We start from the raw sequence: 24,360 nt of genomic DNA on the forward strand, positions 1-24,360 counted from the left end.
AGTAACAATGAAAACATCAATTAAACATATAATTCCAGTAGCAGCATTGCTGCTCGTGATGGGATTCACATCCTGCACCAAAGATTTGGATGTAACGCCTATCGACCCGAACTATGTGGAGCCAACCCCAGAGCAGCTTTATAACAAGTGCTTTGCCACCATGGCAACAGCCGGTAACGATGCTGCTGATGGCGATAGCGACGTAGATGGTATCGATGGTGGTACTTCTGGTTACTTCCGCCAGATGTGGAATGAACAGGAGCTCACTACCGACGAGGTGTTCTGTGCTTGGGGTGATGAGGGTATCTCTGGTTTCTGCTATAATACCTACGACGCTTCTCACCCAATGCTGCGTGGTTTCTACTATCGTCTTTATGTAGCTATCACTTTCTGTAATCAGTATCTGCAGGAGTATAGCAGTTACAATCCTCAGATGACAGCCGAGATCCGTTGGCTGCGTGCTTTCCACTATTATCAGCTGGTTGACGGTTGGGGAAGTGTTCCTTTCGTAACTTCTATCAGTTCTGAGAAGCCTCAGCAGGCCAGTCGTAATGAGATTTATAGCTTCATCGAGAGTGAACTGCTTGATATCGAGAGCCAGTTGGCCGATGCAAAAGCTAAGAACTCAAGCGATTCTATGTGGGGTCGTCCCGACCGTGCTGCTGCTTGGTTGCTGTTGGCTCGTCTGTACCTGAATGCCGAGGTTTATACAGGTACTGCTCAGTGGGCTAAGGCTGCCGAATATGCTAATAAGGTAATGAATTCGGCTTATCAGCTGAATACAAAAGGTGTTGGTGCTTGGACTGCTTACCGTATGCTGTTTATGGGCGACAATGGTGAGACAAGTGCTGCTAACGAGATTATCTTCCCACTGCTTCAGGATGGTAAGCGCACCACTTCATGGGGTTGTGCACTCTATCTAATTGCAGCTCCTTGGAAGAATAATATTATGTTTGAGCATCCTACCGATCTTACACAGACCAATGGTACAACAGCTGGTTGGGAGGGACATCGTGCTCGTCCTGAGTTGGTTAAGAAATTCTTCCCCAATGGTGATGCACCAACCGATGTTCGTAGCTACGATATGGTTACAGCTGCAGGCGACGATCGTGCTCTGTTCAACAGTGTTCAGCGAATTTTGGACATCGACGATGTAAGCGTCTTCGAGAATGGCTTTGGCTATACTAAGTTTACCAATTTCAAGACCGATGGTTCTGCAGGTCACGATCCTCAGCACCCCGATATGGATGTTCCTCTGATGCGTAAGGCCGAGGCTTACCTGATTTATGCTGAGGCAACAGCTCGCCAGGGTGGTGGTAATGCTACATCTGATGGTGTAACAGCTCTGAATACACTTCGTACCCGTGCACACGCTTCGGCTAAGAGCAGCTTTACACTGAATGAGATTTGCGACGAGTGGAGCCGTGAGTTCTACGCTGAGGGTCTGCGCCGTACTACACTTATCCGCTTCGGTAAGTTCGGTGGTAATACCGATTATCAGTGGCAGTGGAAGGGTGGTTCACACGATGGACGTAACTTCGCAGCTACCCGCAACCTCTTCCCGATTCCAACCACAGACCTCGTGGCTAACGAGAATCTGACTCAGAATCCTGGTTACTAATCAATTACATAAAGGAAACAAGTTATGAAGAATATCATAAAATCATCACTTCTGCTTCTCTGCAGTGTTGCTTTCTTGGCAGCCTGCTCAGACGACAACGATTCTAATCCTACGCTGCAGAATCCTTCAACGTTCACTCTGAACGAGCCAGGCTATGCATCACTAATCGTTGATTTGGCTACATCCGAGGGTATCCCCTTCACATGGTCGCAGCCTGATTATGGATTCCCTGTTGCTGCCGAATACCAGTTACAGGTATCACTCGATGGAAACTTTACCACCGACTTGGCTGATGTAGAGGAAGGCAATGAGACAACTGCCAATTTTGCTACACTTGCCAGCTATTATAATGTGCCCAGTGGTAGCATCATTCCCGATCAGCTCTCTAACGCTATCAACGCTATGAGCGGCTGGGACGGTGAGACTGTTCCTCAGGTAGCAACTGTTTATGTACGTGCTACTGCTACTACCGCAGGTGCTCCTGTTATCTACTCTAACGTAGTGCAGATTAAGGTTGTGCCTAACCTCGTGGTTGCTCCTTCTTATAAGGAATTCATTTATGAGATTGGTAACGAGAGTGGATGGGGTACTTCTTATGCTATGCGCAGTCCTGATCAGGATGGTATTTATGTATCTTACAACTGGCTCGATGGCGCCTTCAAGTTCAAGCCAAATGAGAACAGTTGGGATGGCGACTGGGGTCAGGATCCTAATGGCGACTTTGGTACTCTTGTTGTTGACGGCGAGGAAGACTGTAACAAGGCCGATGGCTCATTCCCCGATAATGTTCAGCCTGCTGGATTCTACAAGATTCAGGTAAGTCTCGTTGATATGACTTGGAGCATCACTCCTATCACAAATGTCAGCATCATTGGTGGATTCAATGATTGGGCAGGTGATGTAGAGATGACATGGAATGCCGATGAGCATTGCTGGGAGACTACTACCAGTGCTGTTTCTGGTGAGTTCAAGTTCCGTGCTAACCATGCTTGGGATATCAACTGGGGTGGTGATTCGTTCGATGAACTGAAACAGGATGGTGCAAACCTCAGTATCGATGCCGGTACCTATAAGTTCCAGCTCTATCTCACTTACGATGGTGGTTCTAAGGTTGTTATCACAGCTCAGTAATTCATAAACGTCAAAATGATAATGAGTATGAAAAAAATATTGTCAATGATGGGTATAGCCCTGCTGATGGCAAGCTGTACCGAAGATTATAAGGATTGGGCCGCCCCTATTGCCAATGGCCCTGAGGATGCTATCAGTGTAGGCTTCACAGCCTCTCCCTCGAGTGCAATTAACTTTGCCGACTATACTGAAGACACCTATAAACTGTTCGATGCTACGATTACAGGCGTTGAGGGTGCTACAGCAACGTATGGCGCTGAGATTACAAACGAGGATGGTAGCAAGGCTATCACTCTGGAGTTGGACGAGAACAATAACGTGAATACGGCCGAACTGGAGAGCGCAGTATACGCTCTCTGGGGCCGCCGTCCCGTAGCTCGCACCATTCCTGTTAATATTGCAGCCCTTATCAATGTTAATGGCGTTTCGTATGCTTCTCAGGGTTCTACTACCCTCACAGCTACACCTAACGCACCAGAGATTGAGGAGGCTTACTATATCACAGGTACAGTAAATGGTTGGGATAACACAAATACCGATTATGAACTGTCGAATGGTGGTGCCGATCCTTACGAGAACTCTATCTTCACAGTGATGATTCCTGGCGAAAAGGTTACTGGCGATATCGAGTTCAAGGTTACACCAAAGTCGGGTATCGGTGGCGACTGGAGCAAGTGCCTCACCGCATCTGATAACGAGGGCGTATTTGCTACCAATAACAAGGGTGGAAACCTTAAGGTGGCTTATGTAGAGGGTGCAAAGTTCTATCGCATTACCTTTGATATGATGAACCAGGCATGGAGTAGCGAAGCTCTGAAGTTTGGTGACTACTTCTACGAGATTGGTAACGAAAGTGGTTGGGGAACTGCTCACGCACTTTATGGCGCTAATGGTGATGGTAAGTTCTTGGGATACTACTATCTGGATGGCGAGTTCAAGTTCAAGCCAAATGCCGACGACTGGAATGATGACTTGGAGTATGTAAGTGGTGATAACATGAGCGGAACTCTGCAGTCATCAGGTGGTCCTAACTGTCCTGATCCAGGTGCTGGCTTCTACCAGATTAACCTCGATGCTGCTGCCATGACGTATAGCCTTACCAAGGTTGAAGTTATCAGTATTATCGGCGACTTCAATGGTTGGGGTGCTGATGTGGATATGACCTACAACAAGGAAGCTGGCTGTTGGGAGGCTACTGCCGAGGTTAACGCCAATGGATTCAAGTTCCGCATGAACCACGACTGGGCAATCAGTTGGGGTGGCGCTAACGGCGATGGTAAGCTTTACGATAACCTGACTCAGAACAATGGTGCTAATATCGTTGTTGATGCTGCAGGTACCTATAAGTTCCAGCTCTATCTTAGCTGCGAGGGTAAGAATAAGGTTGTTATTACCAAACAGTAAGCACGATTTCGTGCAACCGTTTGCACAAGATAACTTGCATAAAATGAGCCGCTTGGAGAATAACCAAGCGGCTTTTTTCATATCTTTGCAGCAAAATCAATAATACAGATAACTAAAAGGCATATGAGAAGATTTTACTCATCATTGATATTTTGTTTCGTTGTTCTTACAGCGATGGCGCAGGGCTGGCCCAAAAGTTATAGTGGTGTGATGCTGCAGGGGTTCTATTGGAACTCTTATGCCGATACGCAGTGGACACGTCTGGAGCGACAGGCCGACGATCTCGCGAAGGTGTTCGACCTGGTGTGGATTCCGCAGAGTGGTTACTGTGGCGGACAGTCGATGGGCTACGACGATCTGTATTGGTTCACCAACTATAACAGTTCATTTGGAACCGAGGCCGAATTACGCTCCATGATTAAAACTTTTAAGTATAAAGGTATCGGCACCATCGCTGATGTGGTGATTAATCACCGTCGTAATGTGTCATCATGGACCGACTTCCCTGCTGAGACTTATAATGGCGTGACTTATCAGATGACTTATAATGATATCTGTAGCGACGATGAGGCTGCAAAGAACGGTCAGAAGGTTGGCCCGAATAAGGATACTGGCGAAGGCTGGGATGGCATGCGCGACCTGGATCACAAGAGCGAGAATGTGCAGACTAATGTCAAGGCTTATCTCAAGTTCCTTCTTAACGACCTGGGCTATACCGGATTCCGCTATGATATGGTGAAAGGTTATAGTGCCGAATTTACAAAGATGTATAACGAGGATAGTAAGCCACAGTTTTCTGTAGGTGAGTGTTGGGATAGCAGTAATACCATTAAGAACTGGATTGATGGTACCGGCAAAACCAGTGCTGCCTTTGATTTCCAATTCCGCTATACCGTTCGCAATGCTGCCAATGCTAGCGATTGGACTAAGTTGGGACAGCAGAATGATGGAAACTATCCGCTCATTAGTAAGAATTACGAGAATGCCAGCTATAGTCAGTATGCAGTGACCTTTGTAGAGAATCACGATACCGAGAAGCGTCCTGATGCCGATCAGGATCCTATCAAAAAGGATACCTTGGCTGCTAATGCTTATCTGTTGGCTATGCCTGGTACCCCTTGTGTGTTCTTCACTCATTGGAAGGCTTATAAGCAGGAGATTGCCAATATGATTGCTGTGCGTAAGACTGTTGGTATCACCAACACGAGTGCTTATGTGAATATGGCTTCTAATAAAGACTATTATGCCGTGCAGACAACAGGTACAAAAGGTAAGCTGCTTGTTGTAGTGGGCACCGGTGCTGCAGGTTACACCCCCAACGGCAGTGAATGGAAGAAAGCCATTAGCGGATACCATTATGTATATTATGTGAGCGATCTTGATCCTGCAACTATTGTTTATCCAGAGATCAATACCGAGGAAGAGAAAGATGGTGAATACGCTGGAGTTCCTGCTTTCTGTACCATGGAAGAGGGTGAGCGCTGTGCTTTCTTCGAGGCACCTGTCTCATGGGGTAGTCAGATATTTGTTTGGGCTTGGATGAACAATGGTGATGGCAAAGACTACCTTGGAACCGCCTGGCCTGGTGTTTCTGCCACTAAATTAGGAACTGCCGATAATGGTAACAGCGTTTGGAAGTGGACTGTAACGGGTGCTGTTAATCCCGATAACATTATTTTTAGTGGTGGTGGTATGCAGACGGAGAATATGAAATATACCAACGGCGGCTACTACTTTGGTAAAGACGGGTTGAAAGCCACTGTAACAGCCACGGCTATACGTCATATCGATATGACAGGTCAGCCTGCCGAGCATGCCGTCTTCGATCTTCAGGGCCGACAGGTAGGCACCACCAAGAGTTCGCTGAAACCTGGGGTTTACATTATTAATAAGCAGAAGTTCATAGTAAGATAGTTAGTTAGTATTTGAGAAACGTGCGGACGGCAAACCAACAGTGTAGTAGCAAGGTTTGCACGCGTCCGTAATGATGCTCCATCACTCGGTATCGCTCCATGAGCGATTCGCGGTGGTGGAGTGTTGTTTGTCCCTCCTGGGTGTAGTTGGCCACTATCATGTGCAGGTTCAGCAGGGGCACATTCTCTTTGGCGGCTGCTTTCATCACTCGGATACACCAGTCAACATCGGCCGAATAGCGATACTGCATGTCGTAAGGTGTGGCAATGGCATAATCGGCACGGGCATAAAAAGCCTGATGGCATACCAGCATGCCCTGGCGGAACGATTTCCACGTAAGGTGTTCGGGTGGTGCCAGTCGGCGGTGGTGCAGGAAATGCCCCTCGCCATCCACAATGTCGGTGTCGCCGTACGCAACTGCTGGCAGTTGCGAGGTGTTGGGTGATGGGTGGTTGGTGTCGGTGATTGCCAGCGCTATGCGGGTGGCGATATCTGGTGCAGGCAGGAAATCGCCGGCATTCAGAAAACATACGTAATCGCCTGTGAGGCATCTCAGACCTTTGTTCATAGCATCGTAGATACCCTTGTCTGGCTCTGATATTACCTGTATCTGATGCCCGTTTTCGGCTGCATTCGATTGGGCAATGTAGTCGCTTACCAGTTTCAGCGTATCGTCAGTCGATGCACCATCAATAATCAGGTGCTCGATGTTGGGATAGTCCTGCTCAAGCACACTGTCGAGTGTACGTTTCAGCACCTTGGCTGCATTATAGGTAATGGTAACGTATGTAATTCGTATCTCACTCATATTATAATTCAATCTTACAGTTCTGTCCGTCTTTCTTAACGATGTAGGCGGGATTACCGACGACGGTGCAGTTGTCGGGTACGTTCTTGGATACCACGGCGCCGGCACCGATGGTTACATGGTTGCCGATGGTGATGCCGCCAAAAACGGTGGCGCCGGTAAATATCTTCACATCATCACCGATGATGGGACGCTGCATCTTGCCGTCGTTGCCTAATGTTACCAGCTGCAGACAATAGAAATTGCTACCTATACGCTCAGCATTCAGGTAGGTGGCGTAGTTGTGCTCAAAGTGGGCACCAGGTCCGATGCTTGGGCACCAGATGTGGAGCGTAGGATCGGGGGGAAGCATCCATTTGATGAATACCGATACATACTCGCCCAAGCGGTAATAAAACAGGTTGCGGAACACCTTCTGACGGGTGCATACCTTGATAAAAGCACCAATGCCACAGCCGTCGGCAGAGTACTTCTCTAAATCGGGGGCTATCTTGCTGCGATTCGCCATATATAATATGATATGTGGAATCATGCGCAGGGTTGAGGCCGATAGTATCACGGCTTGAGTCAATGGATTCATATCTTGTAATGCTTGTAGGCCATAGCCTGATTATACACTTCGATATATCTCGAGGCCACACTGCGCTGCGAGTAGCTCATGTTAACCTGATGTACGGCTTGCTGAGAGAGTTGTGCATAGTCGGTATTGCTAAGCACCCAGTTGATACCGGTTGCCAGATCGTCGGCATCGCGGAAACGGGCCACATAGCCATTCTTCTGATGGTCGATCATCTCTGGAATGCCGCCTACTCTGAATCCTACGCAGGGCACACCGCAGGCCATGGCTTCCATAATGGTGTTAGGCAGATTGTCCTCAAGTGATGGCAGCACAAACACGTCGGCAGCATTGTAAACATCCACAATGCGTTTCTCGTCGTTTACATAGCCTAACGGATAAACGGGCAGTGCCAACTGGGGAGCTACATCCTCCGCGTGTCCGCCTAAGATGGCTATCACCATGTTCTCGCGTGCTTCTGGATGCTGTTCTGCCAAGCGGTTGATGGCATCGGTAAAGTAGGCCATACCTTTGCGGTCGTCGGTAACACGTTGCGATACAAACAGTATGATGCGCTTATCGGTTGGCAGCTCCAAACGCTGACGGGCCTGCTGCTTATCTTCGGGGTGATAGATATGCGTGTCGATGGGGTTGGGCACGCTGCAGATATGCTGTCCCTGTAGCAGGGCACTTTTCTTGGCCTCGCCTTCTAACCACTTGCTGCAAGCCACAAACGATATGTGGTGCTCGCTCAGTAATTTCTGCTTTTGGTTCCAGATGGCGGTCGAAAGGTCGTTCGCCGAGCCGCCACCAGGCAACAGCTGGCATTGCTTGCAGGCCGTTTTAAAGTAGCCACAGCCACGGGTGTAATGACAGATACCGGTGGCTGGCCAGATGTCGTGCATGGTCCAAACCACAGGTTTGCCGCTACGCAGTATCTTACGGATACTGTTGAGCGACAGCATGCCCTGATTAATCCAGTGCAGATGGATGATATCAGCCTCTTGGAATTCGCGCATGTTGGTGATGTCGGTTCCTGCATTGGCGATGTCGATCTCAAACAGGTGCTGCTTGCTGAAGTGCAGATGGCAGAACACCACCAGTCGCTCCCATAGGAAATGCCAGCGCTTCATAGGCGACTTAGGGAGTTGGGCAACCGTCAGGGTATCCGATTCCTTATCGCGTACCAGCATCTTGGCTTTTACACCACTATTATTAAGAGCCTTCATCAAGCGGTTGGCTGCTACAGCAGCCCCGCCTGTACGCTCGCTTGTATTTACTATGAGTATTTTCATGGGGACAAAGGTACAATAAGTTTTTGTTAAAACCAAGTGAAAATACGTAAATATATGTTGTGCCCGTGCACAAGACTTGATATAAATCAAGATTAGCGTGTAATTATACACTTAAAACGCAGAAAAACTTGTGAGATTCGAAAAAACGTCGTACCTTTGCACCCGTCAAAAGGTTAATAGATTAGATTGTTTTAGGTTAGTAGTAATATTTATAGTTTTAGGTTTTTAGTTATTGGTAAAAGAAAGTTTTCAACAGTGGGATAACTGGAGGTCGCTGTGAAGCTCCCTTTTAAACTTTCAAATTTTTGGCCCTTGTGGGCTGAAAATTTCTTTTTTATACGAAAAGGATTTTTAGTTAAACATAGGCTTTTGTGATGCCACAGCTCGTGAGGGTTGTGGCATCACTCTTTTTATGCCTTTTCAATCAGCACCACAGCATAAGCCGAGATACCTTCTTCGCGACCGGTAAAGCCCAGTTTCTCGGTAGTGGTAGCTTTGATAGAGATATCATCTTCGTCGCAGCCAATCACCTGGGCCATGCAGGCTTTCATTTCGGGGATGTATGGGTTCATCTTTGGGCGCTCGGCGCAGATAGTGGCATCAATGTTCACCAGCTTATAACCTTTGGTAGTTATCAGCTCGATGGTCTTCTTCAAGATAACCTTACTGTCCATACCGTCGGTAAACTCAGCGGTATCGGGGAAGTGGTAGCCGATATCACGCATGTTGGCAGCGCCCAGCAGCGCATCGCACACGGCATGCAGCAGCACGTCGGCATCGCTGTGACCTAACAATCCCTTACTATGTTCTAACTTAATGCCGCCCATCCAAAGGTCGCGGCCTTCTACTAACTGATGGACATCAAAGCCCATACCAACTCTAATCTTCATATTCTAAATATTTAATGTTTAATCTTTAATGTTTAATCTTTAATGTCTGAACAGGTCCTTAATTCCGTCCATATCAAACGTCAGCGAGAAACGCAGTGTCTGGTCGAGTGGGTTGCTGCGTGCTGTTGATATCACGTAGCCCACATCCAGCGAAAACACGTTCATCTTAAAGCCGCCACCCACGGTAAAATATTTCAGGTTACCTTTCGACTCGGCCTGATGGTGGTAGCCGGCACGCAGCGAAAACTGATCGTGGTACACGTACTCGGCACCTACGCTCCATTGTATCTCCTTCAACTCTTCGCTCAGTCCGCCAGGGGCATCGCCAAAACTCTTGAAGATACCGCTGATGGCACTGATGTCGCTATACTCGCGGCGCACGCGGTCCTGGTAGTCGCTGTTCGATTCGCCCTCTTCCTGTCGGGGCACGGTGGGCACCAGCAGTTTGTTGGCGTCGGCGGCTATCGAAAAGCGGTTGTACTCGTCGATGGGCACCATGAGCGAGGCACCAAGGCGCAGGTTGGCGGGCAGGAACTGACTCTCATCGTCGCCGTAGTAACTAATCTTACTACCTATGTTCGACATGTTTAATCCAATGCCCAACTGGCACTCTCTGCTGCCCAGCATCACGTAGTTGTTATAGTACATCGCCAGGTCGGCAGCAAAGGCCGAGGCGGGTTTCGAGTCTTCGCTGTAGTCGTAGCGTAGGTCGCTGTATATCCAACGGATAGCGGCAGCCAACGAGAACTTCTCGCTCAGCATCATCGAATAAGCCACATCAAACGACATCTCGTAGGGTTTAACTGTCATGCCATCGTTGGCAAACACCTCGCCAAGCGAGAAATAGCGCAGCGAACCGCTGACGGCCGAATAGTCGCCAATGCGGTAGTAGCCTGCCAGATAGGCCAGGTCGATATCGTTTACCAACTGGCGCAGCCATGGGGTATAGTTCAGGGCGATACCTGCACGACTGATACAGAAGGGGTATTTGGCGGGGTTCCAATACTGTGAGTTCACGTCGGGATCAGTAGCCGCACCCACATCACCCATACCGGCGCCACGGGCATCGGGGGCAATCGTCTGCGATATCACGGCATGCTCTACGGGGTTGAACATCGCGTTCTTCTCGTCCTGCGCCGAAGCAGAGAAAAGTGAATAGTGAATAGTGAATAGTGTCACCATCACCCACCTTAGTATACGTCCTTTATCTTCCATATTCTTCAATTTTTCAATGTTCAATCTTTAATGTTTAATGTTTAATCTTTAATGTTTAATGTTTAATCAACACTTTCACCGTTTTGCTATCGCCATCGTTCAGGGTTAGGCGGCACAGGTACAGACCTGTGTGTAGTCGGCTGCCGCCTGCTACGTTCAGGTTCCAGTCTATCGTAACGGTGTCGTTAGTTGCCATTACAGTATCGGTCTGTCGCCAAAGCTGTCTGCCACCCAAGTCAAACACATCCAGTGTTACCTTCAGTTCGCTGCCAGGACGGTCGTGGGTAATCACAAACTGGGTGTTGGTGCTGGCTGGGTTCTGCGTGCAGGTAACGTTGAATTCGCCTGAACCCGCATCCTCGCTCACCTCGAATAGCAGTTCAGTGGTGGTCGAGTTGTTCAGAATGTCCCAAGCTCTGAACAGCAGCTTATGGGTGCCGATGCTCAGTTGGGGTATGCTAAAGCCGATGCTACCACTGCGGTAGTCGCCAAAGTCGTACTCAAAATAGTTGTTCAGGTTGTAAGTCTGGTTCATGTCGCCGTCGATAATCAGCTCCAGGTCGTGACCGATGCTGCTACCCGAAGCGTTGATACCGCTGTCGTCGTAGAGTTCGGCTATAAAGTAAGGCGTGGTGTTTACCTTGCCGCCGTTCTTAAAGTTTTTCGAGTTCAGGTAGCAGTAAACCGATGGACCGATGGAATCTGTCAGTGCCGTGCTACTGCCTATTAGCTCAAAGCTCTCGTTCTCGCCGTGGGCCGAGCGCGTCTTATCGGCATTAATGGCATAGAGCGTCATCAAGCCGCTGCCGTCGGTATAACTGATATCCTTGGGGATAGCGAAAGTGAAGTGGAAAACACCTTCGGTTACGTTCTCCGAACCGCGATACAGATAGTTGGTACGGTCCTGATACACAAAAGCTTTGTCGGCTCCAGTGCTCGATCGGTCGTTCAATCGGCAGGTGATGGTTTCTTCGGCGTCACGTACCGACAGGGTCACGATACCGTTAAAGTCAGTGTCGGTCTCGTTGTTCAGTTCTACATGACCGGTTATCTTTACGATCGAACCTGCTGCCAGTTTAATGCCCTGGGTAGCAGGCATACCGTTAATACTATCTACCACCATTTTTTGTCGGGGCGTGTTCAGCTGTAGGGCTGGGTCGCCTAACAGGGTGTATTGCAGTTTGTTGCAGGTCAGGTCGCTGCTTTTCTCTACCAGTTCGCACTTGGCCAGGCGTACGGCCTCACCGATAGCCATGCCTGGGGTAAGCACATGCTTGGTAAAGGCCAGGTTCATCACCTCGTTATAGGTGGCATATACGGTGCGGGTGGTGCCAAAAAAGGCAATGCCGCCGCCTTTACTGTTCAGCATCACGGTCTCGCCGATATTCTCTTCCTGTCCGTCGAAGGGCATGATGTCGCACGAGGCTGTCATCCACAGTGGCAGGTAGTTGCTCTGCTGACTTTCAAAGTCGGTTAGCTTCATCACCAGCTCATGACTCATGGCATAGGCTGCACCATGTCCGCAGTAGTTCATCATCAGCGCGCCGTTCTGCAGTTGCTGCTTAATCAGTCGGGTTACGTCAGGGTAGCTATAGCCCGTGCTCGACGAGGTGCGCTGGTAGGCATCCCAGTAAATCTTATCTACATTGTAGTTGGGGTAGGTGTTCTCTATCATCGTGGCCACCTTGTCGGCGGTCTTCATGTGTGAGTTGTCGTTGCCGTCGTCGCCCATCATGCATATCTCGTTCTGCCAAGGACCGGCATATTCGTTCTGGGCGTAGCTGATAATCTTATCCACCAGTGTCTTTGCCTCGTCTGGGGTGCGGGCTGGCAGACGACCAACAGCTACATCGGGCTTGCCGGCATAGGTGGTGCTGTTGCCGTTAGTGGTTTGTATCACCTCTTCGTCATCCAACAGACAGAAGAAATCGTCGCTGACGTAGCAGTTTACCTGACTGAACGAGTTCTCGCTCTCGTAGCACAGCAGATAGTCGTCGGGATTATAGCCGCTCCACTCGCTGGTGAGCATGCGGTTGTCCCAAGCGCCATCGCCAAACAGCAGCAGGTAACGGGGCTTATCGTTTGGTGTGGTGGCACGGTCGTACAGCATCTTCAGATAGCGGCGGTAGGCAGTGGCATCGGGGGTGCCGCTGCTGAACTCATTATACAGCTCGTCGGCAGGTACGATGGTTACACGCAGTCCGTCGTGCTGCTCATGGTGGGCTTTCAGGCGTTCGGCCTGTGCCAACAGGTGTTGACTGGTGGGGATGATAATCACCATATCGGTGGCGGCATCGGCATGGTGATCCTGATTGGTGATGCGATACACGTAGGTGGGCTCGCCGATGGTGATGGGCGCAGGCTCTGCGTGTTGCAAGTCGATGTAGTCCAACCGCAGGTTGCCGCCTGCGGTCTGGGTAATGCTGATGGTGTTCTCGGCCTTCAGGTTCTGCAGGTCGTACTGCCACAGCTGCTCGTCGGCCTTGGTATAGCTGTCTAATGTGATTTTCTTACTGATGGTGGCTATCACCGAATCGTTTACGCTGATGGTTGCCTCGTAGTCGGCATCGGCTGTAAGGGCTATGCCTATACGCCCTGTGCTGCCTGTGCCCTTCAGCTTGTAAGTCTGTGGTGTGCCGATGGTGTAGAGTGTTTTATCAAACAGGTTGCGCCCGCCGTGGTACCAGGCATAGTTATCCACCTCGTACAGCTGGTGGTAATCATGGTTGGCGGGGTAGTGCTGGCCAACTAAGGTGGCGCTGTCGGTAGTCAGCGGCTCGTCCTCACTCTCGGTCAGGAAGTAATAACCGTAATCAGCATAAGGGTTACGCGTGCGCGCAAGCGATTCCTTATTATTCCAGTTAACCGGCCCCACGCCATAGAATACCCGCTTACCGTTCATGGTGCAGGTGGGCAGCTCTTTCAGGTCGTCGGTAGCCGTCAGGTAATCGCCTGTCAGGCGTTCGGGTTGCAGCGCGCCGCCATAGCCGTATATTTTTACTTTACTGGCATCGCTAAACCCTGCTTTTCTAACCAATTCGTCTGTTAGTTCGTAAAAACCACTCTCGGCAACGCTGATTTTTGCCCAGTTACCCTCGCGGAGCACCGAGTGTTCCGCATACCGCCCTTGTGCCTTGGCCGTGGTGCCTAAGGCTATCAGGAGCAGCACTGAAAGTAACGTGCTGATGGTCTTCACTATATGTATTAACGTAAAGAGCTGTGTTTTATTGCGTTACTTGCAATGAAAGTCAAGCACTTTTCGTTCTTCAAGCCAACCTTCCAGGTGGTCGTTAATCTTTACGGGACCCACGCCAGCGGGTGTGCCGGTGTAGAGTATGTCGCCTGTTTTCAGGGTAAAGAACTGCGATATGTAGGCGATGATCTCATCTATCTTATACAGCATATCGCTGGTGCAACCCTCCTGAACGGTCTGTCCGTTCATATCCAGATGGAAGTGCAGTGCCTGCAGATCCATGAACTTCTCCTTAGGCACCCACTCGCCGATGGCAGCTGAACCGTCGAACCCCTTACAGATGGTCCAGGGCTGTCCGGCCTCGCTGGCCTTGCGCTGCAGGTCGCGGGCTGTAAAGTCGATGCCTACGGTCACGGCATCGTAGTAGCGATGGGCAAAACGCTCAGGGATGTTCTTGCCTAAACGGCAGATACGTACCACCACCTCGGTCTCGTAATCGATACGCCCCAGGTGGTCGGGGATAAAGAATGGCTTACCCTGATTCAGTATCGCCGAATCGGCCTTCGTAAATATCACAGGCTCATCAGGGCGCTTCAGCGTCCCATGTAACTCCTGGTTATGTGCGGCATAGTTCATGCCAATTGCAAATATCTTCATATCGGTGGCAAAATTACAAATAAGCGAGCGAAATACAAAATAAATTGCGTTTTTTTTCTTTCCAAACGCTAAAGGTACTTTACCCTGATACTAACTTCCCTTTTGTGTTATACTATCAGACAGATAGTATGATACTAAATAAAAGCCGCCGATGAGATCGGGTGGACGATTCATCGGCGGCGGGGGAGTTAGAAATTTGATTAGGTTTTTATCTCTTCAGGAGGTTGAGCTGGGTTTGGGGAGCCAGCACGTTGTTAACCTTGGTTTGCTGAGCCTTGACAGTGGCCTTGAGAGTGGCCTTGATGTCGGCTGATGAGGCGCCTACCAGGAACTGGTATTCGCCGGCGGCTACTACCCAGGCTGAGGCTGATTCGTCGAACGAAGCCAGGTCGGCAGCCTGTACGGTCATCGTTATTGTCTCGCTCTCGCCTGGAGCCAACTGCTTGGTCTTACCATAGGCCTTGAGCTCCTTGACGGGTTTGTTGGCAGCCTGGTTATCGGGAGCTGAGATGTAGAGTTCAACCACTTCCTTGCCCTCGTGCTTACCGGTGTTCTTAACCGTTACGCTCACCTCGTAGGCATCGCCGTTCTCAACAATCTTGGCATCGCTATACGCAAAGGTGGTGTAGCTCAAACCAAAACCGAATGGATAGCTGACGGGCACATCGAACGAGTCGAAATAACGATAGCCCACGTAGATATCCTCTTCGTAATCGGTATAATCCACATTCTTCACATTGGCGCTCTTTGAGCCCTGATTGGTCATGTCGATACGTGGATCCTGATCTACGGGGAAGTTCTTTGAGCTGTAGGCATCGGTAAAGTTAACAGGCCATGTCATGGTGAACTTACCACTTGGCGACTGCTTACCGCTGAGCACATCAACTACGCTGTTACCGCCTTCCTGACCAGCCTGCCAAGCGCACAGGATGGCATCGGGCAACTGATTCCATGAGGCTGTCTCGATGACGCCACCGATATTGAGCAGTACTACTACCTGCTTACCAGCCTTGTGGTAAACGTCGCATACCTGGGTGATGAGCTGGCGCTCAGAGTCGCTCAAGTTGAAGTCGGCAGCCTTGCGGTCCATGAACTCACCAGAGATACGGCCCAAGGTGATAACAGCGATATCCGAAGCGGCAGCCTGCTTGGTCAGCTCGTCGGCGCTGAACTGCTTTTCGGCAGGCAATGGTCGGGGCATGAAGCGCATCAGCATGGCGTTCTTGGGATCTTTCTTGGCAGCAGCTGCAATCTCTGCCTCTACCTTTGCCTTGCACTCGGCAGCGTAGGCGGCATAGGCGTTCTTCAACTCGTCCGAAACGGTGTAACCACCATTCTTCAGACCGTCGAGCAGCGACACCACATAAGCGTGGTTCACATTACCCGAACCAGTACCACCGGCAATAAAATCGTAAGAGGTGTTACCATACAGAGCTACATTCTTTACCGTCTTGGCAAAAGGCAGGGCGCCTCCATTTTTCATCAGCACCATACCCTCGGCTGCGCTCTGACGGGTGACAGCAGCATGTGCTTTGAGGTCAGGCTTGTTTGAATACTTATAACCCTGATAGCGGGGGCTCTTCTCAACCAGGTTCAGAATGCGCTTGACGCTGCGGTCGAGGTCGGCCTCGCTCAGCTTGCCGCTCTTTACACCTGCTACGATGCTGTCGAACTGCTCGGCCTTACCAGGCTGCAGCATGTCGTTGCCGGCCCACATCTGCTTGGCACCATCCTTGCCGCCAAACCAGTCGGTCATCACCGTACCCTCGTAGCCCCACTCATCACGCAGAATAGTGGTTACCAGGTCCTTGCTCTCTGAGGTGTAAACGCCATTGATATAATTATAAGAGGTCATCACCGTCCAAGGCTTGCTCTCCTTGATGGCAATCTCGAAGCCTTTCAGGTAGATTTCGCGCAGGGCACGCTGAGAGATATGGGCATCGTTGTTCATGCGATTGGTTTCCTGATTGTTGGCCGCAAAGTGCTTGATGCTGGTACCCACATCGTTCTTCTGCACACCGGTGATATAGGCAGCAGCAGTCTTACCAGCCACCACGGGATCTTCAGAGTAGTACTCGAAGTTACGACCGCACAGTGGGTTACGCATGATGTTCAGGGCAGGCGCCAGCAGCACGTCGGCACCATATTCCTTAACCTCCTCGCCGATGGCTTGTCCCACCTGCTCGATGAGCTGGGTGTTCCAGGTCGAGGCCAGCAGGGTTCCGATGGGGAAGTGGGTGCAGTAGTAGGTGGCTGAATCGCCATCACGCTTGGCATCGATACGCAGTCCGGCAGGACCGTCGGCCAATACCACAGCGGGAATGCCTAATGAGTCGAGAGGGTAGGTAGTACCGGCGGCACCAGGTACTAAGCTACGGGTAGCGCCAATCACAGCATCGTTGCCCGAGAAGCCTGCCATACCAGTACCAATCACGAAGTGTGCCTTGTCCTCAAGTGAGAGTTTCGACATCACCTCGTCCTGATTGATGGTGTTCTTAGGACTCTGCTTGTCAGCAGTAGCGCAGCCAGCTGCCAATGCTGCAGCAGCTAAAAATAATACAGATTTCTTCATAGATTACTTAAACAATAATGGAGTGAACTCTGAGAGATAGATACGCCAGTTGCGCCAGATGTGACCACCCTCGGTCTCGAGGTAGGTGTATTTGTGGTGTTTAGAGTCGAGATAAGCACGCAGGTCGTTGTTGTTCTTGATGAGGAAGTCGGTCTTGCCGATGCCAATCCAGAACAGCTTGGGGTTCTTGGCAAACAGCTTGTCGATCTTAGCATTGCGGTCGGCATAGATGTTGGGGAAACCACCATTGGGCTGCTGCTGATCGACTGCGGCTGAGAACAGACCTACGTAACCGAACATATCAGGATTGTTGATAGAGATGAAGAGGCTGTGGAAACCACCCATCGACAGACCGGCGATGGCGCGGTGAGCCTTATCCTTCTTGACACGGTAGGTCTTCTCGATAAACTTCACAACATCGGGGAAGGCGGTCTCGAAACTGCCCTCCATGGTCTTAGGCAGCATCATGGTTGGCACCTTGAATCCCTCGCTGGTCTCGCCTGGGCAAGCCTCCTGCGAGATGTTGCCATTGGTCATCACTACCAGCATAGGCTCAGCCTTGCCCTGAGCAATCAGGTTGTCGAGAATCTGGGCAGCACGTCCCAGCTCGCTCCAAGCATTCTCGTCGCCACCGATACCATGCAGCAGGTAGAGTACAGGATACTCCTTACCGCTGGTTTCGTAGCCGGCAGGGGTGTAAACGGTGAGACGACGGGTGAGTCCGGCAGTAGGACTCTCGTACCACACCTTACTAACGGTGCCATGAGCCACCTTGTTAACCTTATAAAGGTCTGTACGCTGATCGCCACCAATCAGCAGTACGCTGAACAGGTTGTTAATGTCACGGATATTGTAAACGTTCAGGGGATCGATAATCTTTACACCATCCACAATCATATTATAGGTATAAAGCTCGGGCTTCAGGGGCTCGGTAGTAAAGCTCCAAACACCCTTCTCGTTCTTAACCAAATCAACTACGTTAGGGGCGTCGTAAGTGTTACCGCCAAACTCCACCTTCTTTGGGGGCAGGAAGTCGCCGGTAATCTGTACCTTCTGTGCCTCAGGGGCAATGAGGTTGAATGTTACACTGTTGTCGGCATGTACATCGGGTGAGGCCACCTGTGGGCCCTGACCCCAGCTCAGATTCTGCTGAGCTTGGGCTGCCATGCCCATCAGGCAGAGGGCAGCCATAAGCATTAGTTTCTTCATTATTATTATTTTTTTAGCAACGGACTACAAGACATAAGGACTTTTTTCCTATAAATCCTGTTGTCCGCTGCAAATATACGAAATTTTTCTTACTTTACTAACGAAATGAACATAAAATTGAAAGCACCGCTACCGGTAGTACCTGCAGCATCGATGGTTTCGAGACCTGTACCCTTGAACGAGTAGAGGGTTTCGCCCTCGGCGCTCTTGGCGGTGGTTATCTCAACGCTACCACCGGTCAGATACTGCATTGTGCCGCCATTATCCAGATAGCTGGTGCCGCCTGCCATTCCGTAATCGGGTATTGAGTAGCCAGCGCTTATCTGCATGGCATCATGCGCATCGCCAACGATGGTATAGGTGCCAGCCAGGTCGGCTGCCTGCTTGCTGTTGCCATTGATGGCATCGAACAGGGCTACCTGCTGACCGTTAGGATCTTTGACGGTAATGGTATATTTGGTAACGTCGGGATAAACGGTGTTCTGGAAGGTGGTCCAGTCCATGATGGCAACCTCGCTCGTTGCGATGGTCATGGTATAGCCGCTGGGCTCAGGATCATCCTCGCCAACGATGAAGGTCAGCTCACCCTTGAAGTAAGGCTTGTACTGCTTGCCGTCGCTGGTCTTCACCAGTCCGCTGATAAAGTAGCAACCGTTCACGGCGCTCACGTCGATGCTACCCTCGCTGATGGTTGCGCCATTGATGCTACCAGCGTAGGTGCCACCTGTAGTGAGGGTGGCTACAGGCTGATAGGTACCCTCGTTAAGAATCCACTCCTTGCTGCCAAAGCTGAGGCTGAGGCTGTTGCCTGCAGCATCGGTAAACTGTGTGTTCAGCGCCTTAATGCCCTTACCCAACTTGGTGGTAGGCTGTACGCTGCCGTTATTGAAGGTGCAGAAGGTGATGTTGCTGAATTCACCGTTCAAGTCTTCGATTGATTTATTGTCGCAAACCGTAAAGCCAATCACAGCCAACAACATGATGATATATCTAAACTTTTTCATAATTATCAATTTTTACATTTTCTCATTCTTACATTTTTACATTGTAGAATTACCATCCCGTGTTCTGAGTCATATTGGGGTTGAGTTCGATTTCCTTCAGAGGGATTGGCAGTAGGTTGTGCTTCTCCTGGAAACCATACTTATCGTTCTTGAAGAGCCACTGTACACCCTCGGTACCGAAGGCTGGTATCTCCTTACCCTGCTGACCCAGTGCCGAAGCTGCATCGCCCCAGCGAACCAGGTCCTGGAAACGTACGCTCTCGTTGCAGAGCTCCAGGCGCTTCTCGGTCTTGATGTCGTTCAGCGTTACGCTGGTCAGCGGTGTCTCCTTGGCACGTACACGAATCTGATTGATGTAGTCGAGTGCCTTACTGCTGTTGCCTGCCTGCAGCTGAGCCTCGGCGGCCAACAGCAGCACCTCGGCGTAGCGCATAATCTTCAGATTGGTGAACTGAACGCCCTGGAAGAATGACTGATCGACAACACAGTCCTCCTTCAGCGACTGGTTCTTCCACATAAAGTAACCCTCGCAGCCATATACCAAGGCGCCCGTCTGGATGCTAACGCCAAAGTTCTTCAGCTGCTCGTAGGTCATCATGGTCTTGTTCAGACGGTAGCCGTTGGCACCTTCCCAAGCCACGAACGCATCGTAGAGCGACTTGCGTGGGTTCATGAATCCGTAGGTACCCTGGGCAATCACGTTAGCAGCCTGTCCGCTGTAGTTCATCTTGTCGGTACGCCAGCCCTGCATCAACAGGTACATATCAAACTGGTTCCACATCTGCTCGGTATCGTTACGCTTCTGCAGTTCGAATACCGACTCGCAGTTGTTGTTGGCTGCAGCATGGAACTGCGCATCGTACTCACCCTGATAGAGTGCATATTTGCCCGAGTTGATCACATTGTCGAGCATGGCGGCAGCCTCGCTGTTCTTACCTTCGAAGAGATAAGCCTTGCCTAAGAAAGCCTGAGCCGTCTCCTTGGTGATGCGGATGCCTCCCTCGGCATCGTTCACGTCGCTCTTCGAGGGAAGGGTTCCACTGTTGATGGCCTCGTTCAGGTCGTTCTCGATGAGTGCCCACATCTCGGCAGGATCGCTGTTGCCTAAGCGATACTCACCTGGTTCCAACAGGTGGTCCACAACAGGAGCTGTGCCAAACAGGGTTACCAGTTCGAACGAAGCCCATGCACGGAACACCTTAGCCTCGTTGATGGCGCGTTTCATAATAGAGGTTTCTCCCTGTGTCTTGTCGATAATCAGGTTGGCTTTATAGATGACGCCATAGAGACCCGAGTAGAGGCTCTGGATCATGCCATGATCGGTGCCGAAGGTGTATTCGTTGAGTTTCTCCATTTCGGCGTTGTCGCCACGCGAACCGCCACCTGTCCAGACATCGTCAGACAGACAGTTCTTGGTCATAAACCAATTGTAATGTAGGCTACGCATCTGCAGATAGAGCGAAGAGGTGGCCTGCATGGTGTTCTCGTCGTTGGTGTAGAAGTCTTCCATGCTTCCCAGGTTGCCGTGCTTGGCAATGTCGAGCTCGCTGTCGCAGCTCACTACGAGGAAAGAGGAAAGAGGAAGGAGGAAGGAGAATACTCCTGCTACAACCATTTTATATATATTCTTTTTCATAATGATTTCAATTTTTCAATTCTTTAATTCTTTAACTCTCTTAGAACTCAATGTTCAGTCCCAGTACCACTTTCTTCGAGGTGGGGTAGCCACCCTTGTCGATACCCATACCCGAGGTAGAGTTGGTAGCAGCCTCTGGATCGAAGCCTGGATACTTAGAGAAGGTGAAGAAGTCGTCGAGCGAAGCGTAGATACGGGCATGGCTCAAAGCTACTTTGTTGATGAGGTTCTTAGGCAGGGTGTAACCCAGCTGAATCTGCTTGATCTTGAAGAAACTGCCGTCGTAAACCAGCGCACTTGATGTGGCATACTTATCCATGTCGTTAGCGCCAGCACGGGGGACGGTGCCGTTAGGATTATCTACCGTCCAACGGTTGTCGTAGAACACTTCCTTCAAACGGTTCGAAGCAGCGTAGTCGGGACGGTTGATACAGTTGAAAATCTTGTTGCCGTGCGAACCGGTTCCGAATACGGTCAGGTCGATGCCCTTATAGGCCGCTGTGAGGGTGAGACCATAGGTGAAGTCGGGGATGGCATCGCCGATGTAGGTCAGGTCGCCATCCGATACTTTTCCGTCGCCATCCAGATCCTCGAACAATGGGTTACCTGTTTCCTTGTCGATGCCGGCAAACTTGTAGCCGCGGAAGTAGTAAACGGGATAGCCCTTCTCGAAATAGGTGATGGTGTAAGTGTGGAAGTTGCTACCGCTCAGGCGGGTGATAGAAGGATCGATATAGGTCACCTTATTGCTCAGGGTGGAGAGGTTGGCACGGATGCTGTAGTTGAAGTCGCCGATATGGTCGCGCCAGCCCAGCTCAAACTCAAAGCCCTTGTTTTCTACGTTACCAGCATTCATAGGCGAGGTGCTGCCACCGATGATAAGCGATGGTGTGGTACCCCATACCAGCAGGTCCTTAGTCTTCTTGATAAAGTAGTCGATGCCGAAGGTCATGCGACCGCCCATCAGGATACCGTCGAAACCAAAATTCAACTGCTCTGAAGTCTCCCACTTCAGGTCGTCGTTACCCATGGTTGATGGGGCTGCGGCCTGGGTGTAGTTGATACCTGAAGAGAATGGATAGAGTCCGCCCAGTGCCATATCGGTGCTGTAGCTGTAGCCACCCAATGCCGAGAGACTACCGTTCTGACCCCAGCTGGCACGGAACTTCAAGCTATCGAAAGCTTTTTTCAGTGGTGCAAAGAACTTCTCCTCGCTGATGGTCCAACCTACTGATACGGCAGGGAAGTAACCCCAACGGGTTTTCTTTGAGAGCTTCGACAAGTCGGCAGCATCTGCACGCAGCGAAGCCTGCAGCAGATAACGACCCATGAAATCGTAAGACAGGCGACCGAAGTAGGAGTATTTGGTACTCTCGTTGGTTTCGCCGCTCACACCCTTGGTGGCTGATGCGTTGGCATAGTTCAGATAGTAGAACAATGGGTCGTTCTTCTTCAAGGCATCTTCGCCATTGGCTGTCAGCGAACCGTTCACATTGTCGCTTGATGACTTCTGGAACGACATACCTACCATGGCTGTAACGGTATGACCACCAAACTGTTTCATATAGTTGGCAAAGTTCTCCCACTGATAGTAGATAGAGGTAGAAGAGCCTGCGCTGAAGTCGAGGTAGTCGCGACTCTGTACGCCGTTACCATAGAATGGCAGACTGGTGCTGCTGCTACGTGTACCAGCCAGGCGATAACCGAAACGAGAGGTAACAGTGAGGCCTTTTAATGGTGTGAAATCGCCATAGATAGAACCGTTGATATTGAATCCCTGGTTCTTCGACAGACCGTTGTCGCGCATAATCATGGGATGATACTGCTCGCCGGCATAGAACTTAGATACGGCATAGTAGTTGCCATTCTCGTCCTGCAACAGCTGCTTGCCGTTGGCCTGGGCATTTACCATCTGGTAAGGCAGGTTCTCGGCGGTGTAGGTGTCGGGAGTCAGTGGGTCGAGCATCAGGATAGATGTCAGTAGCGAGCCGTACTCGCTGTTGGTAGATACCGAGCGTACGTCGTATTTCTCAATCTGGTTGGTAGTACCTACCTTCAACCAGTCTTTTATCTTATATTCGGCGTTGATGGTGGCTGTGAGTCGTTTGTACACATCAGCGTCGCCTTTAACGATACCATTATTATTAAGGTACGCGAGCGAGAGGAAATAGTTGCCACGGTCGTTACCACCGGTAAACGAGAGGGCGTGCTTCTGCATGTGACCATGATTGAAAGCCACATCAGTCCAAGCTGTGTTGGTCACACCGTCCCAGTTCTTCAGCATATAGTCCTTCGTAAAAATGTTTCCCTCGTCCATATACTGGATATACTGCTCGGCGTTCAGCATCTTGGGGATGCGGGCCAGACTTTCGTCGGTAAACATAAAGTCGTAGGTAATCTTACCCTGTCCAGGCTTACCTTTCTTAGTGGTGATAAGAACAACTCCGTTACCGGCCTCGGCTCCGTAGATAGCGGCCGAGGCTGCATCCTTCAGGATTTCCATCGAGGCGATGGTGCTGGGGTCGATACCACTGATATCACTCAGGCGCACACCATCAACAACGAACAGGGGCTCTGAGCTTGAATTAGAGGAATAACCGCGTACGCGAATGGTTGGTGATGAACCAGGAGCAGCGCTCGACTGGATAATCTGTACACCCGAGGTCTTACCCTGCAGGGCTTGTTGAGCGTTGGCGATGGTGCGGTTTTCCATATCCTCGGGCTTTACCTGAGAGATGGCACCTGTTACACTACTCTTCTTCTGTACACCATAACCAACAACAACGACTTCGTCGAGTACCTTGTTGTCGGGTTTCAGGTTGATAGTCATGCCGTTCTTAGCGGCACCTTCAAAGGTTTGATAGCCGATGTAGGTCACCGTGAGGGTATGACCTGCTTGAATGTTTACCACGAAGTTACCATCAAAATCGGTGATGGTGGCATTCTTGGGATTACTTTTTTCGGCTACGGTTGCTCCGATAACGGGTTCGCCGTTCTCGTCGATTACATGGCCCTTCAGTCCTTGGGCGAAAGATGTTACTGACATCATCAGTGCCATCAACATCAACATAATACTACTCTTCTTCATTGAGCTTTAATTGTTTTGAGTTAATTGTTAGGAATATAATTTGGTTATGAAAATCTCGGCTGCAAAGGTAACGCGAATTATTAAATAGTGTTTTTTTATTCTGTTTTTCGTTTTTCGCGCTTGTTCAAATCTATATAGGTGTTGTTCGATTTGTTTAAAACTTGTCG

The 24,360-nt window shown here is 50.2% G+C and carries 16 protein-coding genes; 4 read left to right on the forward strand and 12 right to left on the reverse strand.

Annotation, left to right across the window (positions count from 1 at the left end):
* Positions 1 to 7 precede the first annotated feature (7 nt).
* The 4 genes from PRU_RS13755 (at position 8) to PRU_RS13770 (ending at position 6,070) form a co-directional block, all read left to right on the forward strand.
* Complete coding sequence (locus PRU_RS13755; RefSeq protein WP_041386329.1) at positions 8 to 1,621, forward strand: RagB/SusD family nutrient uptake outer membrane protein; 1,614 nt, start codon at positions 8 to 10, stop codon at positions 1,619 to 1,621.
* A 24-nt stretch (positions 1,622 to 1,645) separates the two neighbouring features.
* A complete protein-coding gene (locus PRU_RS13760) occupies positions 1,646 to 2,752 on the forward strand; it encodes a SusE domain-containing protein (protein ID WP_013065219.1) in 1,107 nt (368 codons plus the stop codon).
* Between the two features lie 27 nt (positions 2,753 to 2,779).
* Positions 2,780 to 4,156 (forward strand): Outer membrane protein SusF domain-containing protein, encoded by a 1,377-nt coding sequence (locus tag PRU_RS13765; RefSeq protein WP_177168166.1) that lies wholly within the window; start codon positions 2,780 to 2,782, stop codon positions 4,154 to 4,156.
* A gap of 123 nt (positions 4,157 to 4,279) precedes the next feature.
* Positions 4,280 to 6,070: an alpha-amylase family glycosyl hydrolase gene (locus tag PRU_RS13770; protein ID WP_013065195.1), complete on the forward strand. Its 1,791-nt coding sequence runs from the start codon at positions 4,280 to 4,282 to the stop codon at positions 6,068 to 6,070.
* A 4-nt stretch (positions 6,071 to 6,074) separates the two neighbouring features.
* Here PRU_RS13770 and PRU_RS13775 read toward each other — a convergent pair whose 3' ends face one another.
* The 12 genes from PRU_RS13775 to PRU_RS13830 all read right to left on the reverse strand — a co-directional run bounded on the left by PRU_RS13775 (position 6,075) and on the right by PRU_RS13830 (position 24,175).
* Complete coding sequence (locus PRU_RS13775; protein ID WP_013063212.1) at positions 6,075 to 6,878, reverse strand: glycosyltransferase family 2 protein; 804 nt, start codon at positions 6,876 to 6,878, stop codon at positions 6,075 to 6,077.
* A gap of 1 nt (position 6,879) precedes the next feature.
* Complete coding sequence (locus PRU_RS13780) at positions 6,880 to 7,458, reverse strand: LbetaH domain-containing protein (RefSeq protein WP_013063979.1); 579 nt, start codon at positions 7,456 to 7,458, stop codon at positions 6,880 to 6,882.
* Entirely contained in the window at positions 7,455 to 8,729 is a 1,275-nt protein-coding gene (locus tag PRU_RS13785) for a glycosyltransferase family 4 protein (protein ID WP_013064221.1), read from the reverse strand. Before PRU_RS13785 ends, PRU_RS13780 begins: the two co-directional genes overlap by 4 nt.
* 410 nt (positions 8,730 to 9,139) lie before the next feature.
* Complete coding sequence (gene ispF, locus PRU_RS13790; protein ID WP_013064879.1) at positions 9,140 to 9,619, reverse strand: 2-C-methyl-D-erythritol 2,4-cyclodiphosphate synthase; 480 nt, start codon at positions 9,617 to 9,619, stop codon at positions 9,140 to 9,142.
* Positions 9,620 to 9,658: 39 nt separating this feature from the next.
* Positions 9,659 to 10,801, reverse strand: coding sequence for a type IX secretion system outer membrane channel protein PorV (porV, locus tag PRU_RS13795; protein WP_143040125.1), 1,143 nt, complete (start codon positions 10,799 to 10,801; stop codon positions 9,659 to 9,661).
* A gap of 88 nt (positions 10,802 to 10,889) precedes the next feature.
* Positions 10,890 to 14,030: a type IX secretion system sortase PorU gene (gene porU / locus PRU_RS13800; protein ID WP_013063569.1), complete on the reverse strand. Its 3,141-nt coding sequence runs from the start codon at positions 14,028 to 14,030 to the stop codon at positions 10,890 to 10,892.
* A 36-nt stretch (positions 14,031 to 14,066) separates the two neighbouring features.
* A complete protein-coding gene (locus PRU_RS13805) occupies positions 14,067 to 14,684 on the reverse strand; it encodes a fumarylacetoacetate hydrolase family protein (RefSeq protein WP_013063311.1) in 618 nt (205 codons plus the stop codon).
* 208 nt (positions 14,685 to 14,892) lie between these two features.
* The gene (locus PRU_RS13810; protein WP_013064783.1) at positions 14,893 to 17,256 is read right to left on the reverse strand and encodes a beta-glucosidase family protein; all 2,364 of its coding nucleotides are present in this window, start codon (positions 17,254 to 17,256) and stop codon (positions 14,893 to 14,895) included.
* A 3-nt stretch (positions 17,257 to 17,259) separates the two neighbouring features.
* Positions 17,260 to 18,465 (reverse strand): esterase, encoded by a 1,206-nt coding sequence (locus tag PRU_RS13815; protein WP_013064520.1) that lies wholly within the window; start codon positions 18,463 to 18,465, stop codon positions 17,260 to 17,262.
* An 89-nt stretch (positions 18,466 to 18,554) separates the two neighbouring features.
* Positions 18,555 to 19,469, reverse strand: coding sequence for a hypothetical protein (locus PRU_RS13820; protein WP_041386335.1), 915 nt, complete (start codon positions 19,467 to 19,469; stop codon positions 18,555 to 18,557).
* 49 nt (positions 19,470 to 19,518) lie between these two features.
* Positions 19,519 to 21,105 (reverse strand): RagB/SusD family nutrient uptake outer membrane protein, encoded by a 1,587-nt coding sequence (locus PRU_RS13825; protein WP_013065049.1) that lies wholly within the window; start codon positions 21,103 to 21,105, stop codon positions 19,519 to 19,521.
* Between the two features lie 40 nt (positions 21,106 to 21,145).
* Positions 21,146 to 24,175, reverse strand: coding sequence for a SusC/RagA family TonB-linked outer membrane protein (locus PRU_RS13830; protein ID WP_013065448.1), 3,030 nt, complete (start codon positions 24,173 to 24,175; stop codon positions 21,146 to 21,148).
* Positions 24,176 to 24,360: the final 185 nt, after the last annotated feature.

It is taken from the genome of Xylanibacter ruminicola 23 (assembly GCF_000025925.1).
Classification (GTDB): Bacteria; Bacteroidota; Bacteroidia; order Bacteroidales; family Bacteroidaceae; genus Prevotella; species Prevotella ruminicola.

What these genes read in the sequence shown, in the direction of transcription:
- PRU_RS13825 (WP_013065049.1), bottom strand. Translation starts at nt 21,105, where the DNA reads ATGAAAAAGAATATATATAAAATGGTTGTAGCAGGAGTATTCTCCTTC.
- PRU_RS13760 (WP_013065219.1), top strand. Translation starts at nt 1,646, where the DNA reads ATGAAGAATATCATAAAATCATCACTTCTGCTTCTCTGCAGTGTTGCT.
- PRU_RS13765 (WP_177168166.1), top strand. Translation starts at nt 2,780, where the DNA reads ATGAAAAAAATATTGTCAATGATGGGTATAGCCCTGCTGATGGCAAGC.
- PRU_RS13820 (WP_041386335.1), bottom strand. Translation starts at nt 19,469, where the DNA reads ATGAAAAAGTTTAGATATATCATCATGTTGTTGGCTGTGATTGGCTTT.
- PRU_RS13770 (WP_013065195.1), top strand. Translation starts at nt 4,280, where the DNA reads ATGAGAAGATTTTACTCATCATTGATATTTTGTTTCGTTGTTCTTACA.
- PRU_RS13780 (WP_013063979.1), bottom strand. Translation starts at nt 7,458, where the DNA reads ATGAATCCATTGACTCAAGCCGTGATACTATCGGCCTCAACCCTGCGC.
- PRU_RS13810 (WP_013064783.1), bottom strand. Translation starts at nt 17,256, where the DNA reads ATGAAGAAATCTGTATTATTTTTAGCTGCTGCAGCATTGGCAGCTGGC.
- PRU_RS13815 (WP_013064520.1), bottom strand. Translation starts at nt 18,465, where the DNA reads ATGAAGAAACTAATGCTTATGGCTGCCCTCTGCCTGATGGGCATGGCA.
- PRU_RS13805 (WP_013063311.1), bottom strand. Translation starts at nt 14,684, where the DNA reads ATGAAGATATTTGCAATTGGCATGAACTATGCCGCACATAACCAGGAG.
- PRU_RS13755 (WP_041386329.1), top strand. Translation starts at nt 8, where the DNA reads ATGAAAACATCAATTAAACATATAATTCCAGTAGCAGCATTGCTGCTC.
- PRU_RS13830 (WP_013065448.1), bottom strand. Translation starts at nt 24,175, where the DNA reads ATGTTGATGTTGATGGCACTGATGATGTCAGTAACATCTTTCGCCCAA.
- PRU_RS13785 (WP_013064221.1), bottom strand. Translation starts at nt 8,729, where the DNA reads ATGAAAATACTCATAGTAAATACAAGCGAGCGTACAGGCGGGGCTGCT.
- porV (WP_143040125.1), bottom strand. Translation starts at nt 10,801, where the DNA reads ATGGTGACACTATTCACTATTCACTATTCACTTTTCTCTGCTTCGGCG.
- PRU_RS13775 (WP_013063212.1), bottom strand. Translation starts at nt 6,878, where the DNA reads ATGAGTGAGATACGAATTACATACGTTACCATTACCTATAATGCAGCC.
- ispF (WP_013064879.1), bottom strand. Translation starts at nt 9,619, where the DNA reads ATGAAGATTAGAGTTGGTATGGGCTTTGATGTCCATCAGTTAGTAGAA.